Annotated in this window: 9 protein-coding genes; 7 read left to right on the top strand and 2 right to left on the bottom strand. The window is 70.1% G+C overall.

The window, feature by feature from the left end:
• The 3 genes from AB0C27_RS55220 to AB0C27_RS55210 form a co-directional block, all read left to right on the top strand.
• On the top strand, positions 1-1654 hold a 1654-nt coding region (locus AB0C27_RS55220), incomplete at its 5' end, for an MFS transporter (RefSeq protein WP_357863172.1).
• Between the two features lie 226 nt (positions 1655-1880).
• Positions 1881-3035 carry an FxsB family cyclophane-forming radical SAM/SPASM peptide maturase gene (locus AB0C27_RS55215; protein WP_357863189.1) on the top strand — a complete coding sequence of 385 codons (1155 nt, stop codon included), beginning with the start codon at positions 1881-1883 and terminating at the stop codon, positions 3033-3035.
• A gap of 10 nt (positions 3036-3045) precedes the next feature.
• Positions 3046-4371 (top strand): HEXXH motif domain-containing protein, encoded by a 1326-nt coding sequence (locus tag AB0C27_RS55210; RefSeq protein ID WP_357863169.1) that lies wholly within the window; start codon positions 3046-3048, stop codon positions 4369-4371.
• Here the strand turns inward: AB0C27_RS55210 and fxsT are convergent.
• Positions 4359-6863, bottom strand: a complete 2505-nt coding sequence (gene fxsT / locus AB0C27_RS55205; RefSeq protein WP_357863186.1) for an FxSxx-COOH system tetratricopeptide repeat protein — start codon at positions 6861-6863, stop codon at positions 4359-4361. The genes AB0C27_RS55210 and fxsT overlap by 13 nt on opposite strands.
• A gap of 186 nt (positions 6864-7049) precedes the next feature.
• Here fxsT and AB0C27_RS55200 point away from each other — a divergent pair, with 186 nt between their 5' ends.
• The 4 genes from AB0C27_RS55200 to AB0C27_RS55185 all read left to right on the top strand — a co-directional run bounded on the left by AB0C27_RS55200 (position 7050) and on the right by AB0C27_RS55185 (position 13963).
• Positions 7050-7199: a hypothetical protein gene (locus tag AB0C27_RS55200; RefSeq protein ID WP_357863166.1), complete on the top strand. Its 150-nt coding sequence runs from the start codon at positions 7050-7052 to the stop codon at positions 7197-7199.
• A gap of 193 nt (positions 7200-7392) precedes the next feature.
• Positions 7393-9294 (top strand): tetratricopeptide repeat protein, encoded by a 1902-nt coding sequence (locus AB0C27_RS55195; protein ID WP_357863164.1) that lies wholly within the window; start codon positions 7393-7395, stop codon positions 9292-9294.
• 30 nt (positions 9295-9324) lie between these two features.
• A complete protein-coding gene (locus AB0C27_RS55190) occupies positions 9325-10923 on the top strand; it encodes an MFS transporter (protein ID WP_357863161.1) in 1599 nt (532 codons plus the stop codon).
• Between the two features lie 52 nt (positions 10924-10975).
• Positions 10976-13963 carry a P-loop NTPase fold protein gene (locus AB0C27_RS55185; protein ID WP_357863158.1) on the top strand — a complete coding sequence of 996 codons (2988 nt, stop codon included), beginning with the start codon at positions 10976-10978 and terminating at the stop codon, positions 13961-13963.
• Positions 13964-14134: 171 nt separating this feature from the next.
• Here the strand turns inward: AB0C27_RS55185 and gdhA are convergent, their stop codons facing one another.
• The gene (gene gdhA, locus AB0C27_RS55180) at positions 14135-15478 is read right to left on the bottom strand and encodes an NADP-specific glutamate dehydrogenase (protein ID WP_357863184.1); all 1344 of its coding nucleotides are present in this window, start codon (positions 15476-15478) and stop codon (positions 14135-14137) included.
• Positions 15479-15514: the final 36 nt, after the last annotated feature.

The raw sequence follows: 15514 nt of genomic DNA, 5'->3' as shown, positions 1-15514 counted from the left end.
CGCCCGCCGCCGCGACCGCCCGCCGCCGCGACCGCCCGCCGCCGCGACCGCCCGCCGCCCGACCGCCCGCTGCCCGGACACCCGCCGCGAAGCCGCCGGGCGCCCATGTGTGACCATGGTCGGCGAACAGCCGAGCCGGCCGGACGGCCTCGTGACCCCGACGCGAGACCGCCGCGACCGGCACCCCGGAGAGAACATTGACGCACTACGCCCCCCGCCCCCAGCTCGCATGACGGCCGCCACCGAAGGATCCGCACCCCGGCGGGTGGCGCTGATCGTGGCCGTCGCCTTCTTCATGCAGAACCTCGACATCACGATCATCAACACCTCGCTCCCGCAGATGGCGCGGACCTTCGGCGTGGACGTCGTCAGCGTGAACGTCGGCATCACCGCGTACGTCGTCGCCGGCGCGGCCTTCATCCCGCTCGGCGGCTGGTTGTCGGACCGGTACGGCGCCAAGCGCGTGTTCGCCATCGCGATCGTGATCTTCGGCTTGGCCTCGATCGGCTGCGCGGCCTGTACGGAGTTGTGGCAGTTCGTCCTTGCCCGCGTCATCCAGGGCATCGGCGGCGCGTTGATGATGCCGGTCGGCCGCATCATCGTGCTCAAGAACGCCGGCAAGGCCGACCTGCTCCGCGCGACGGCGCTGATCACCTGGCCGGCCCTCATCGCCCCGGTCATCGCCCCGGTCGTCGGCGGCGCGCTGACCACCTGGTACGGCTGGCAGTGGATCTTCCTGCTCAACGTGCCGCTCGCCCTGGTGGGCACCGCGCTGGTGCTGGCGTACGTCCCGGGTGTGCGCGAGCCGGACCCCAAGCCGCTGGACCGCGTGGGCACGGTCCTGATCGTCACGGCGCTGAGCCTGACGATCTACGGCCTGTCCGAGCTGGCACAGCCGTCGGCGCTCGGGCTGGACCTCGCCCTGCTCGCCGTCGGCTGCCTGGTGGGCGCGGTGGCCGTGTGGTGGTTCCGCCGGGCCGCCCACCCGCTGATCGCGCTGGGGCCGCTGCGGGTGCCGACGTTCGCCGCCACGACCCTGCACGCGGGCAACCTCATCCGGCTGGCGATCAGCGCGACCCCGTTCCTGCTCCCGCTCATGCTGCAGGAGGCGTGGCGGCTGACGCCGCTGGAGGCGGGCCAGGTCGTGCTGGTGTACTTCCTGGGCAACCTGGTCGTGAAGACGGTGACCACACCGCTGATGCGGCGGCTCGGGTTCCGTACGGTGCTGGCAGGCAACGGCGTGGCGGTGGCCCTGTCGATCGGGGCGCTCGGGCTGGTGGACGCCGGCACCGGGTTCGCCGTGGTCGCCCTGGTGGCGTTCGCCGCCGGGGTCACCCGGTCGATCGAGTTCACCGGGATCAACACGCTGTCGTTCGCCGACATCGGTCCCGCCGACCGGGCGGCGGCTTCGACGTTCTTCAGCATGACGCAGCAGATCTCGGTGGCGCTGGGCGTGGCCGCCGCCGCGATCGTCCTCCAGGTGTCGCACGGCTCGGCGGCCACCCCGCTCACGCAGGAGGACTTCTCCCTCGCGTTCGTGCTGACCGGCGCGGTCGCACTGGCCGGCGCCCTGCTGATGCTGCGCCTCCGCCCCGACGCGGGCCACGAGGTCACCGGTCACCGACCCAAGAGCAAGGTGGCCACCAGCGGGTAGTGACTCTCCGGTGCCGACCGAAAACGGTAAATAAATGCCGCGCAAACCGGTCGCGGAATATGCGGGAATTTGCCGGGGGTAGCAAACTAGTTCTCCCCATCGCATGGCGTCTCGGATAGCATCGTCATTCACTCGGATATTTCCGGCGGTGCGGGGTGTAACAGGATTGACGTACCAGGGGGAGGATCCAGCGGGAGAGTGGCCCGACACTCTCGACGTGGCCCGAATGCTGAAGGACGGCTGGCGTCCCCGCCCCTTCCGGCAGTTCCTGCTCAAGGTGCACAGCCGCTGCAACCTCGCCTGCGACTATTGCTACGTCTACACGCTCGCCGACCAGAGCTGGCGCTCCAAACCCATGGTCATGGCCCCCGACCTGGTCACGGCCGTCGCCGGCCGCATCGCCGAGCACGCCACCACGCACAACCTGCGCTCGGTCCGGCTGATCCTGCACGGCGGCGAACCGCTCCTGGCCGGCCACGCCTACCTGCGCAAGGTCGTGGAGACGTTACGCGCCGCGGCTCCGGCCGGCCTGCACATTGACGCGGTCGTGCAGACCAACGGAGTGCTCCTCGACGAGGCCGCCCTGCGCACGTTCCGCGAGCTCGACGTGCGGGTGGGCATCAGCCTCGACGGCGGCAGAGGGGCCAACGACCGCAACCGCCGCTACGTCGACGGCCGCAGCAGTTACGACGCCGTCGCCGACGCGCTGACATTGCTGCGCGCCCCGGAGTTCCGTCCGCTCTACACCGGTCTGTTGTGCACGGTGGACCTGGCGAACGACCCCGTCGAAACATATGAGTCGCTGGTGCAATTCGAGCCGCCGATGGTGGATTTCCTGCTGCCGCACGGCACCTGGGAATCGCCGCCGCCGTATCGATCATCCGACCCGACGAATACGCCCTATGGCGACTGGCTGATCGCCGTTTTCGACCACTGGTACGGACGCAGCGGTGAAACGGTCGTCCGCCTCTTTCAGGAGATCGTCACCCTGATGCTGGGCGGCGCGTCGGCCAGCGAGGCGGTCGGGCTGACGCCGTCCACGCTGGTCGTCATCGAGACCGACGGCACGATCGAGCAGACCGACTCGCTCAAGGTCGTGCGGCACGGCGCCCCCGTCACCGGCCTGAACGTGGTCGACCACCCCTTCGACCTGGCCCTCACCCACCCCGGGATGGTGGCCAGGCAACTGGGCGCCGACGCGCTGAGCGACACCTGCCGCGACTGCCGGTTCGGCCGGGTGTGCGGGGCGGGCCTCTACCCCCACCGCTACCGTCCCGGCACGGGCTTCCTCAACCCGTCCGTGTACTGCCCGGACCTCTACCGGCTGATCGAGCACATCCACAACCGTCTCGTCGGCGACCTCCGCCGCGCTTCTCGCTGAAAGGATCCGCATGCCCCCCAGCGATCACCGCCTGCCTCGCCATGCCCTGTCCCGGCTGGCCTCGGGGGGCGGCGGCGCGGACGCCGTACGCCACCTGGCCGCCCCGCAGCGCAGCAAGCGCCTGCTCAACGTGGTGGGCACGATGCGGCTGGCCGCCGAGGTCGGCCATCCGCACGCGCGGGCCGCAGAACACGCCTACGACGTGCTCGCCGAGATCGAGAAGAAGAGCCCGGCGGCGGTACGCGGCACGCTGGCGCATCCGGCGGTGGGCGCCTGGGCCGCCCTTGCCGTCCGTTCGCTGGAGGTGGGCGATACTCCGGACGGATCCGGCGATCCGGCCCGGCTCGGCGCGGTGGCCGCCGCAGCCGCGCTCAAGTCGGGCATGCCGTGCGAGGTCCAGGCGCCCGTCTCCGGCGGCACGATCATGCTGCCGTCCCTCGGCCGGCTCGAACTGGGCGACGCCCAGGACGACGGGCTCGCCGACCTCGTCGTACGCGCCGACGGCCGGTTGGAGGCCGGGGAGCTCTGCCTGCGTCCCGGCGCCGGGGAACAGCGCGGTTGGCGTCCGCTCCGTCGGCTGGAGACCGCCGACGCCGGGCTGCGCGTGCTGGTGGACGACCTCGACACGTTCCGCTGGAGCGACACTGCCGGGGTCGGCGGACGCCTGCGCGAGCCGGAGCTCCAGACGTGGCGGGCGAGCCTGGACGCGGCCTGGACGATGCTGCGCGCCCACCACTGGACGATCGCCGAGGAGACCCAGGCCCTCGTCACCGTGCTCACCCCGATCAAGGGGCCGGCCCAGGGCATGAACAGCGCCTCCTCGGGCGACCTGTTCGGGACGATCGGCATGTCCACGCCGCCTGACGGCCGCTGGCTGGCCTCGACGTTCGCACACGAGGTCCAGCACGGCAAGCTCAACGCGATCCTGGACCTGGTCCGGCTGCTGGAACCCGACGAGAGCGACGAGCCGAACCGCTTCTACGCACCCTGGCGCCCCGACCCGCGCCCCCTGTCAGGGCTGCTCCAGGGCGCCTACGCCTATCTGGGCGTGTCCGGGTTCTGGCGGCGGCAGCGGGCGCACGAGAGCGACCTGCGGCCGCACATCGAGTTCGCCCACTGGCGGGTGGCCACGCACCTGGTGACCGGCACCCTGCTGGACAGCGGCCTGCTCACCACGGAGGGCGAACGGTTCGTCGGGGCGATGCGGCGCACCCTGACCCCGTGGCTGTCGGAGCCGGTGCCTCCCGCCGCGCTGGAGATCGCGCGGCAGGAGGCCGAGGCCCACCTGAGCACCTGGCAGGCCGCGAACGGGAGCGCTCCCGTTCACAGGCTGTAGGAGTCGAAGTCCCAGTTGAAGCGCTTGCCGTCGGCGGCGTGCAGCCGCTCCGGGTGGGTGGGCGACAGGGTGGTCTCGTACGCCGCCATTGTCCGGTCGTACAGCTCCGTGGCCTCGTCGATCCGCCCGATGGCCCGCAGGTCGATGGAGAGGTTGACGGCGGCCGAGAGCGACAGGCCGTTCTTGGGCCCGACGAAGTCGCGCACGCCGGTCAGAGTCGCCCGGCCCAGCTCGGCCGCCCGCTCCGGCTCTCCGAGCTCCGCCAGGTCGCCGGCCAGGTTGATGGTGCTGCTGAAGGTGTAGACGTGCGCCGCGCCGAGCCGGTCGAGCAGGCCCTCATAGGTCTTCTCGTCCAGCTCCATCGCCTTCTTCGCGTCGCCGCGCAGCCGGTAGAGCAGGGCGAGGTTGAGCTGGCAGCCGTAGGTGAACGGATGATTCGCGCCGTAGGTCTGCAGGTGACGCTGGTGCGCGTCCTTGGCCAGCGCCATGGACTCCTCCAGGCGGTTCAGCTGGCGCAGGGTGTTGCTCAGCGCGACCGTGGCGGCCATGGTCTCGGGGGAGTCGGGGCCGTAGAGCTTGTTCAGCCTGGTGTGGACGTCCTGGATGAGCTCATTGGCATCGTCGAGGTGTCCCATCCGCCGCTTGGCGATCGACAGGTCGCGGGCGGTGGCCAGCGTGAGCGGATGCTCGATCTTGAGCTCTCTCACGCCGTAGGCGTACGCCTCCTCGCCCACGTCGCACGCCTGCTCGTGATGGCCGGACAGGCGCACCACCCGGGCCAGGTTGTTCCAGAACAGCTGCACCTCCCATTTGTTGACCTTCCGCCGCACGCTGCTCTGCTCGATGTAGGCCAGCTTCTGCAACTCCAGGGCGGTGTCGTAGCGGCTGAGCAGGGCGTGGTCGAGCGCCAGATTATTCATGGCGCTCAGGGTCGTCGGATCGCTGACGCCGTACCTGGCTTCCAGCGCGGCCAGCGACGCCGCGTCCTGTTCCTTGGCGTCCTCGAAGCGGCCCTGGGCGCGCAGGTTGGCGGCGTAGGTGAGGGCCATGCGCAGGGTCTCCTCGTGATCGGCCCCGAACACCTCGCGCATCAGGTCGAACGTCGCGTCGTTGAGCTCAAGAGATTCCTTGTTCGCGCTCAGCTGCCACAGCACGGTGCCCAGGTGCCGGCGTAGCCGCAGCACGAAGGGGTCGTGCTCGCCCGAGGCCGCGACCCAGCTCTGGCGGAACTCCTCCGCCAGCGAGCGCGCGGAGCGCCAGTTGGCCACGCGGTAGAGGTGGCGCACGAAGTTCAGAGCAGACTCCCGCACGCGCTCGTCATCGGATCGGGTGAGACCGGACGGGCGCACGTGCGGCAGGAGGAAGGTGTACTCCTCCTGGGTGGAGATGTCCTCAGGGTCAGGGGGAGCGCCGGCGGCCAGCAGCAGGTGCACCTCGTGCCGGAACTCCTCCTGCTCCTCGGGCGTGAGCGAGTCGCGCAGCAGCGCCTGCACCAGCCGGTGCACCTGCACCGTGCCGGTGTCGGGCTCGACCCGCAGCAGGGAGAAGCGGGCCAGCTCGGCGAACGCCTGGCTGCGGGTGAGCGGGTTGGACAACACCGTCCCCATGCGCTCGGCGCCGCTGTCTCTGCTGCGTTGGAAGACGAAGCGCGGGATCGGGTCGGGGCCGAAGAAGGCCAGGCAGCGCAGCACTTCGGCCGCCTCGGGCATCCGGCTCTCGACCTGGTGCACCGAGAGCTGCCAGGCGGCAGTCATGGTGTGCGGGTATTCGGTGGACTTGCCGAGCTGGAGCAGATCTCCGGTCTGCTCGGCGAGCAGACCCACGTATTCGTCGGTGGACATGCCGGTCGTGTCCTGGACGGCGGCGGCCTGTTCCAGCGCCAGCGGCAGATTGCCGAGCTCGTGCGCCAGATGCACGGCCTCGTTCTCGGGTACGTCGCGGCGCAGGCGCTTGCGCAGGAAGGCGACGCTCTCGTTGGTGGAGAAGACATCGACGGACACGGTCTCGGCGACGCCGCTCCACCTGCTGTTTCTTGAAGTGATGAGCACGTGGCCGTCCTGGCTGCCCTGGGGGATGAAGGGCCGGATCTCCTCAGGATCGTCCGCGTTGTCGAAGATCAGCAGCCACCGGTCCACCGGGTCGCCGCGCTGCAACGCGTCGCGTACCGAGTCGGCCGCCTCCTCGATGCCCATGCTGCCCGCGGACGGCAGCTTCAGGTCTTCGGTCAGCCCGGCGAGCGCGCTCGGAATCAGCAGCGGCTGGTCGGCCGCGACCCACCAGACCAGGTCGTAGTAGCCGCGGTAGGCCCAGGCGTATTCGATCGCGAGCTGCGTCTTGCCGACGCCGCCCAGACCCTGCAGAGCCTGGGGCAGAGGCACGACGGCGGCCGTGTTGGTCTCCGTCAAGCTTTTCCGCAACCCGTTGAGCAGGGTTTCGCGCCCGGTGAAATGTCTATTCCGACCTGGGATTTTCCGGCCCCAGATGGGCGGCATCCGGGGCACCGCCGGAGGAACGGCCTGCTCGTTCACGTCGCCTCGCCTTCTCAGTCCCACTGAATTTCGATCCTACGATTGATTCTGGCGAAGGGTAGCCACAGAATCACTATTAAGGCGTTATCCGACGCGTCTTGGATTCAATCCCGCTTTACGGGCGGCCGTAAAGCGGCGACGGGAGGCTGTATGGGCGGCGAACACGCGACCGGCGTCATCGACGTGGACGAGGCGACCTTGGAGGACCTCAAGGACCTCGATCTACCTGTGCTTACGCGAGCACTGCAGCGGATCTCGGGCCAGAGCACGACGGTCGCGGGTTTCTCGTCGGCGACCTGACCTGACGTTCGGAAATAGTGCCGGCGCGGCTCGCTCCGCATAACAATGTCCATGGACGCGGGCGGCTCCGGTGGATGCGCGGTACGGTGAGGTCAGGTTTATCTGTCCGCAACCGGACACTGATGCCCTGCTAATCCGGTGATGCGACGGTGAACGAATTGTTCGGTCCCGACACTAGGCGGCGGAGCGTGGCATGACTTCCACCGGCAAGGGCTTGGCCCCGTTCGTCGGTCTGCAACCATTCCGCCGCGAGGACGTCGCCAGATTTCATGGGCGGGATGACGAGATCCGCGAACTCACCGAACGCTGGCAGGACAATCGCCTCACCGTCCTGCACGGCCCTCCGGGAGTCGGGAAGACGTCGCTCGTCGCGGCCGGGGTGCTGCCCAGGCTCGACCTGTCGCGGTTCGACGTGCTGCCCGTGGGCGGGGTGAAGCCGCCGCCCTTCGTGCCGTCGGCCGTCATCCCCGAGGGCGGCGACCCGCACGTCTTCGGCCTGCTGGCCTCCTGGTCGCCGTACGAGAACCCGATCCGGTTCGCCGGCCTGACCATCTCCTCCTACCTGCGCTGGCATCACTGGAGCCCGGACCACCGTCCGATCATGGCCGTGCTCGACCAGGCCGACGAGGTCTTCACCGCTTTCCGCCGGCCGTCGCGCGGCCATGCCCAGCTGCTCGACCAGCTGAGCGACGCGCTCGCCGCCTCCGAGGACGACCTGCCGCTCCGGCTGCTCGTCGTGGTCGGCGACGAGCAGCTCGAATCGCTGCGCCGGCACGACGGCCTGCGGGCCCACCTGGCCAGAGGCGCCTCCTTCCGGCTCGGCCCGCTGAGCAGGAAGGCCGCGCTGGAGGCGTGCCGCCGTCCGCTCGAAGCGGCGGGCCACGTGTTCGAGCCGGGCGCGGACGAGACGTTCGCCGAGCGGCTGCGGGGCGAACGGGCGGCACCGGCGGCCACCGTCGAGCCCCTGCACCTGCAACTGGCGTGCACCGCCCTGTGGGACTCCGTCCGCGACCGCTCCGCGCCCATCGGCGCCGGCGACCTGGTGGACGTCGATGACGTGCTGGGCTCGTTCACCCATCGGATGGTCCACGAGGTGGCCCGCGACCACTTCCGCGGCGACACCGACAAACTGCTCGCGCTGCTACGGCCGATCGCCCGTCAGGACGACACCTGCGAGGAGCTGCCGCAGCCGGTCGCGCAGGCCCTGACCGAACGTCATGTGCTGCGCGCCAGCGAGAAGTGCCGCTACGAGATGCCCAAACGGCTGGTGGAGCCCTTTCTGCGACGCGCCGCCGGCGTTCCCGCCCCGATGGTGGCCGACCGGCTGGCCGTGGCCACCGCCGCGCTGCACAAGGGCTGGTTCGACGTCGCCGAGCGGTACGCCCGCGACGAGATCGGCCAGCGGCCGGACAACAGGGCGCGGGCCCGGGCCGAGTCGCTGCTGGGGGATCTGGCGTACCTGCGCGACGACGTCGACTCCGCTCTTGAGCACTATCGGACGGCGGCCCGCCACTACGACGCGACGCCGGGATCCGAGCAGATCGTCGCCACCCACCTGACCGCCATCGGCACGATCCTGCTCGATCGCGGCGCCTACCAGGACGCCGTCACCCAGCTGGAGTCGGCGGCCAGGCGCAGCAGGGAGCCCGCCATCAGGACCGAGCTGGCCTGGGCGCTGTGGTACGTCGGCAGGGAGAGCGGGGCGGTGGACGTCCTCGACAGCGCCATGCGGCAGAGTGGTGAGCGGCCCGAGATCCTGCGGGCCAGGGGCGAGATCCTGTCCGACCTGGCCAGGCCCGAGCGCGCCCTGAGCGACCTGCGCAAGGTCGAGCCGCACGAGCAACCCTCCACCCAGGCCGCCTACGCGCTGGCGCTGGCGCTGAGCGGCGACGTGCGCAAGGCGGTCGAGGCGGTGCCCCGGCTCGACGTGGACAGCGACGCGGCGACCCTGCTGCGGGCGGCGCGGGTGATGAAGGAGGCCGGGCGGGACTCGGAGGCGTCGCGGCTGGCCTGCCGGGCGCGGGACAGCAGGGGCAGACGCCCGCTCCCGCCGCAGTTGACCGCGGCGGCCGACCGGCTGATTGGCACGGCCTGACGAAAAAATTGGCCGGAGTTTGTCACAGGCGTGACTGGTGGTGCTCTATTATCATATCGAACTTCGGCTTTCAACCGATGTGCCATTTGGGAATCAGAGGCCGCCAACGTCCGTTTTCGCGATATAAGCGGTCGCGGGCGTGGAGCGGACTTCGTGCGTGGTTTTATAGATAATTCGTCCTTTGTGTGGTCTTGGGTGGGATCGACCCTGTCCATGCTGGGCAGCCGCACCATCGGCGTGACCTACCCGCTGCTGGCATATGGTCTCACGCAGTCACCGACGTCGATCGCTTGGGTCATGTTCGCGTCGACGGTTCCTGGTCTGTTGTGGTATATCCCGGCCGGGGCGTGGATCGACAGGATCGGCCCGCGCCGGGTCATGGTGTGGAGCGAGTTCGGCCGTGGCCTGCTGCTCGCGGGGATCGTGTTCGCACTGGTCACCGACACTCTTGAGCTCAAGTTGCTGCTGGTCGTCGCACTGGCCGAGGGAACGCTCTCCGTGCACTCGTCGGTCGCGGAGACCGTGCTGATCCCGTCCACCGTCAAGCCGGACAAGGTGGAGAACGCCTTGGCTCTGCATGAGGCGTCCGTGCACGGCATGGTTCTGGCCGGTCGTCCCTTGGGTGGGCTTCTTTACGGATTTAGCCCCATTGTCGCATTTGCTACAAATGCGGTGATGTTGTTCGCGGCGGCCGCGACACTCAGCGGGCTCCCTCGCGATATCAGGGGGAAAGGAAAGCCGCTCGGGAAGATTTTCGGGGAGATGCGTGGCGGTCTGACCGAATTGCGGAGGAATCGCTTCCTTCGTTCTTCGACGCTCATCACGGCGTTCATCAACTTCATGGTGCAGGGCATGATCGTGGTATTCCTGTCGGAGGCCACGGACGACCATCTCCCCTCCGCCCTGGCCGGCACCATCCTGGCCGCGTCCGGCATCGGCGGCGTCATCGGGGCGATCACCTCGCTCCGACGGGGCCGGGCCGACCGGCGGCTCCGGCACCGGCCCGTGATGCTGGTGCACCTGTGGGCCTGCATGGTGGCGCTGGTGATCCCGCTCGTCTTCCTCCAGGCGTGGTGGTCGTTCGCGGTCGCGCTGCTCATCATCGGGCTGGCCGGAGGGCTCAGCAACGTCACCATGCGCACGGTGCTCTATGAGGCGCCGCTCGACGAGGTCGCTCGTGTGGCCGCGGTGTCCCGCCTGGGCAGCTACAGCGCCGTCGCGCTCGGGCCGTTGCTGGCCGGTCTGCTGGTCGGGTGGGTCGAGTCCTGGGTCGCTCTGCTCATCCTCTGCCTCCCCATGGGTGTGCTGACCCTGGCCATGACCACGATGCCGGGGTTCAGGAGCGCCCTGGTGTCCGTGCCGAGGCTAGAGACCACGATGCGGGAGATGGAGACCGCCCTGCGCCACGCGGAGGCGGCCGTACTCACGGCGGAGGTCGCGCTGGGCAGGGCCGAAGGGGTCGTGCGGCGGATGGACGACTCCCCGTACGGCGACGAGGGCGCCGAGCCGCCCGTCACCGAGCCGCACGACGCTGGGCCGAACGTCGCCTCGTCGTTCGTTGCCGAACCGCACGTCGGTGGGCGCGTCGCTGGGCAGCAGATCTCCGCTTCGCAGGCTGTCGCCACATAACCGATCGGTGACGAATGGTGCGGCAAGCGCCACTTTGGGTTGCAATCGGAGCATGGCGAGGAGACTTGGTCCGCTGCTGCGCTCATGCGCCAGGGTCGGCCTCACCGCGGTGATCGCCGCTGGGCTCATCGCGGCCGGGTTCCCGGCGCGGGCCGCGCCGGAGTTCCTGGACGAGGACCAGCTCTCCATCCCCCTGGAGCGCCTGCCCACCGGCACGTGGCCGGTCGTCGTGGTCAATCCGGGGCCGGCCGTCGATGTCGAGGTGCGTGTCGCGGGGCGGCTCGCCGACGCCATCGCGGTCAAGGGCGCCACCAGGGCTCGCGTTCCGGCCGGGGGCGTGGCGACGTTCACCGTGGTACGCGGCACGCGCCCGCACGCCGGCACAGGTCAGCTGGTTCTCATCTCGGCGGACGGCGTGGACCGGTTACGGGTGGCGGTCACGGCGCAGTCGTCCCTCCTGGAGCGTTTCCCGTTCCTGCCGTATGCCGGCGGCTTCCTGCTGCTCGTGGCCTTCGTGGCGGCACCGCTCACGTGGCGGCGTCACCGGCGCGCCCAGTCCCAGCCCCATGAACAGCCCCAGCCCCATGAACAGCCCCAGCCCCAAGAGCAGCCCCAGGAGCAGGAGGAGGCGGAGCCGGCGGGGGCGGAGATCGGCGGGGAGGGTGTGGCGCCGTCGCCGGCCACTCGCGTGCCCGCCGCCTCGGAAGGCTTCACGCACAGCGACGAGCCCGTACGGGACGACGAGCTCAACCGCGCGGCCTACGTCCGCCAGCTCGCCAGGCTGGCCCGCGAGGCGACGCCGCCCATGGTGATCGGCGTGTTCGGCGAGTGGGGCACCGGCAAGACCTCGATGTTGCTGCAACTGCGCGAGCAGCTCGAAGAGCTCGACAAGCAGGCGGAGGAGCTTGGTGAGGACGCCAAGTGCGCCTTCGTCTGGTTCGACCCCTGGCGGCACCAGCACGAGGACAACCCGGTGCTGCCGCTGCTGCACGCCATCGTCAACGACCTCGGCCTGCGGAACAGGGAGAACGTACGCCAGACGCTGCGGACGATCTCCGACGTGCTCGGCTCGCTCGTGCTGTCGGCCACGCTCAGGGTCAGCCTGCCCGACGTGCGCCAGTCGATCGAGGACTACGACGGCCAGCACTTCCGCATCCGTTCCGAGCGCACGCGGCTGGACGAGTACCTCGGCTCCCTCATCGACGCCGCGCTGGCCGCGAAGGGCAGGGAGCGCCTGGTCGTGTTCGTCGACGATCTCGACCGCTGTGATGCCGACCGGATCACCGGCCTGCTGGAGTCGCTGAAGCTGCACTTCAACCGGCGCAACTGCGTGTTCGTGCTGGGTGTGGCCAAGGGCCCGCTGATCGCGGCCGTACGGGAAAAGTACGGGGACGAGCCGGTCGGCGACTACCTGGATAAGATCATCCAGTTTCCCTTTGAGATGCCACGGATGTCCGAGGCGGACTTCAAGCGCTACCTGGACCGCCTGCTCGCGGGCAAGGAGATCGAGCCGGCGAGCGGGATGTTGAAGTGCGCGCTGCCGCGCAACCCGCGTTCGATCAAGCGCTTCGTCAACGTCCTCATCCTCCAGGACCGCGTCGCCAGGGAGGCGCGGGACCGCGCTGGGGACGACGGGCAGGAGCGGCACGGCCGCGTCACCACGGGGACGTCCCACGGCCGCTACGACGTCTCGATCCTGGCGGCGGTGCTGCTGCTGCGGGACCGGGCGCCGGAGACGTACGCGCGGCTCACCGAGGAGCCGGCGCTGCTGCGCCGGCTGGCCGGGTCGGCGGAGCAACCGGCGGACGCGACGGTCGCCGGCATCGCGGGCGAGCTGCGCGGCCTCGGGGAACGGGTGCCGCACGACGCGGGCTCCTACATCGACCTGGTACGCGACTCGCCGCAGCCGAGCGACGTGATGGCCGCGGAGTCGCAGGACGACGGGCGGTCATCGGTCGCGCCCTGGATCAGCAGGCAGGAGGAGCTGCCGCTGCGGGGCCCGCTGGACGACCTGGCCGGGCTCGTACGCGAGCGACTGGACCGCAGGGTCGGCGACGACGGCGCGCTGATCGACCCGGTGGTGCGCTTCGGCGGCGAGGCCGAGCCGCGCGCCCGGGGGCTGGACGAGATACTTGGCTCGCGGACCGGCAAACTGCTGCTGACCGGCGCGGCGGGGACGGGCAAGAGCGTCCTGGCGGCCAGGCTGGCGCGCCGCCTGTCGGAGCGGCGGGACGGTCGCGTGCCGGTGTTCCTGCCGTTCGCGGCGCTGAAGCCCGAGCACACCGCCCACGTGCCGCCGCCACGAGCCGGGCAGCCTGCGACGGCCGGGCACTCCACCTACGAACGGGCGCTCACGCACGCGCTGGCGGCCGAGTACGGGCTGTCGCTCGCGGACGCCAACGCCATGCTGGTACGGCGGCGGCTCATCCTGGTGCTCGACGGGCTGGAGGCGCTGAACCTCAGCACCCGCGCGGACTTCCTGGCGTGGGCGGAGCACACCGAGCACGACGTGATCATGACCGGCAGGATCGGCTCGGCGCCGGGGTTCGAGGCGGTGGAGGTGGTCGGGGTGGTCGCGGCCGAGGCGATCGCGCGGCTGGAGACGCTGCTCGCCACCCGTCGGGTCGATCCAGGCCGCCTGCTCGGGCTGACCCCCGAGCTGCTGGGCTCGCCCGCGCTGTTGGCGCTGCTCACCGGGGCGCCGGAGTGGATCGACGAGCTGCCGCCGGAGCCGGTCCGGTTCGTGCCCTGGTACGGCGAGCGGGCGCTGGCGGCGACGGCGGTGCCCGGGGTCGAGGCCGGGATGGTCGCCGAGGGGCTGTGTGAGATCGCCGCCGAGATGACCAGGCGGCGGACGGAGACGTTCCTGGGCGACGACCCGGACGTCAGGGCGACGCTGCGGCGCGCGGGCGTCCGGCCGATGGACGTGTCACCGCTGCTCCAGGCCGCGGTCGGGGCGGGGTTGCTGCGGCAGTGTGAGCCGCACGTCTTCCACTTCGTGCACCGGCAGGTGCGCGAGCACCTGGCGGGACGGTGCTGAAGGCGGCCTTCCCCGGACTCTCCAGAGGACGTTGAACGGAGCCGAGCGACGCTGAACGAAGGTGCGGGGCGGACGGCCGGAGTGGGGCGGTGCTGGATGAAGGGGTGGGCGGCCGGAGCGGGGCGGCGTTGACCCGGTCCGGTGCCGGTGCGCGGGATGGGAGAGACCCGCTCAGACCAGGCCCAGTGCCAGCATGGCGTCCGCCACCCGGCGGAAGCCGTCGATGTTGGCGCCGGCCACGTAGTTGCCGGGCATGCCGTACTCGTCGGCCGTCTGCAGGCAACGCCCGTGGATGTCGCGCATGATCTCCTGAAGGCGGTGCTCGGAGAACTCGAACGTCCACGAGTCGCGGCTGGCGTTCTGCTGCATCTCCAGCGCGCTGGTCGCGACCCCGCCCGCGTTGGCCGCCTTGCCCGGCCCGAACGCGACGCCCGCCTCCAGGAACACCTTGATGCCCTCCGGCGTGGTCGGCATGTTGGCGCCCTCGCCGACCGCGAGGCAGCCGTTGTCCACCATGAACGCGGCGTCGCGGCCGGTGATCTCGTTCTGCGTGGCGGACGGCATCGCCACCTCGCAGGGCACCTCCCACACGCTGCGATCCGGGACGAAGGTGACGTGCTCGCCCCGGCGGGCGGCGTAGGTGTCCAGGCGGCCGCGTTCGTGCTGCTTGATCCGCTTGAGCAGATCCAGGTCGATGCCCTTCTCGTCGAGCACGTAGCCGGAGGAGTCGGAGCAGGCCACCACGACGCCGCCGAGCTGCTCGACCTTCTCGATCGTGTAGATCGCCACGTTGCCGGAGCCGGACACCACGGTCCGCCGGCCGTCGAACGACGTGCCGCGCGCCTTGAGCATCTCCTCCACGAAGAAGGCGCATCCGTAGCCGGTGGCCTCGGTCCGCACCTGCGCGCCGCCGTACGCGAGTCCCTTGCCGGTGATCACCCCGGACTCGTAGCGGTTCGTGATGCGCTTGTACTGGCCGAACAGGTAGCCGATCTCCCGCCCGCCGACGCCGACGTCACCCGCGGGCACGTCGGTGTACTCGCCGATGTGCCGGTAGAGCTCCGTCATGAAGCTCTGGCAGAAGGCCATCACCTCGCGGTCGGAACGGCCCTTGGGATCGAAGTCCGAGCCCCCCTTGCCGCCGCCGATGGGCAGGCCCGTCAGGCCGTTCTTGAAGATCTGCTCGAAGCCGAGGAACTTGACGATGCCCAGGTAGACCGACGGGTGGAAGCGCAGCCCGCCCTTGTAAGGGCCGAGCGCGCTGTTGAACTCGACCCGGAAGCCCCGGTTGATCTGCACCTCGCCGCGGTCGTCCATCCAGGGCACCCGGAAGATGATCTGCCGTTCCGGCTCGCAGATGCGCTCGATGATCTTCGATTCGGCGTACTCGGGGTGCTTGCCGAGAGCCGGGCCGACGCTTTCGAGCACCTCGCGGACCGCCTGGTGGAACTCGGCCTCTCCAGGGTTGCGGCGCAGGACGTTGTCGTAGATCGACGACAGCTTTTCGTGCAAGATGCTCTCCCCACTGGCTTGGTGCAATGGCCCTCACTT

Source organism: Nonomuraea sp. NPDC048882, assembly GCF_040649755.1.
Taxonomy (GTDB): domain Bacteria; phylum Actinomycetota; class Actinomycetes; order Streptosporangiales; family Streptosporangiaceae; genus Nonomuraea; species Nonomuraea maheshkhaliensis.
The sequence above is the reverse complement of the archived record's forward strand: the minus strand, read 5'-3'. Positions and strand labels throughout refer to the sequence as shown.

What these genes read in the sequence shown, in the direction of transcription:
- AB0C27_RS55215 (WP_357863189.1), top strand. Translation starts at nt 1,881, where the DNA reads ATGCTGAAGGACGGCTGGCGTCCCCGCCCCTTCCGGCAGTTCCTGCTC.
- AB0C27_RS55210 (WP_357863169.1), top strand. Translation starts at nt 3,046, where the DNA reads ATGCCCCCCAGCGATCACCGCCTGCCTCGCCATGCCCTGTCCCGGCTG.
- fxsT (WP_357863186.1), bottom strand. Translation starts at nt 6,863, where the DNA reads ATGCCGCCCATCTGGGGCCGGAAAATCCCAGGTCGGAATAGACATTTC.
- AB0C27_RS55200 (WP_357863166.1), top strand. Translation starts at nt 7,050, where the DNA reads ATGGGCGGCGAACACGCGACCGGCGTCATCGACGTGGACGAGGCGACC.
- AB0C27_RS55195 (WP_357863164.1), top strand. Translation starts at nt 7,393, where the DNA reads ATGACTTCCACCGGCAAGGGCTTGGCCCCGTTCGTCGGTCTGCAACCA.
- AB0C27_RS55185 (WP_357863158.1), top strand. Translation starts at nt 10,976, where the DNA reads ATGGCGAGGAGACTTGGTCCGCTGCTGCGCTCATGCGCCAGGGTCGGC.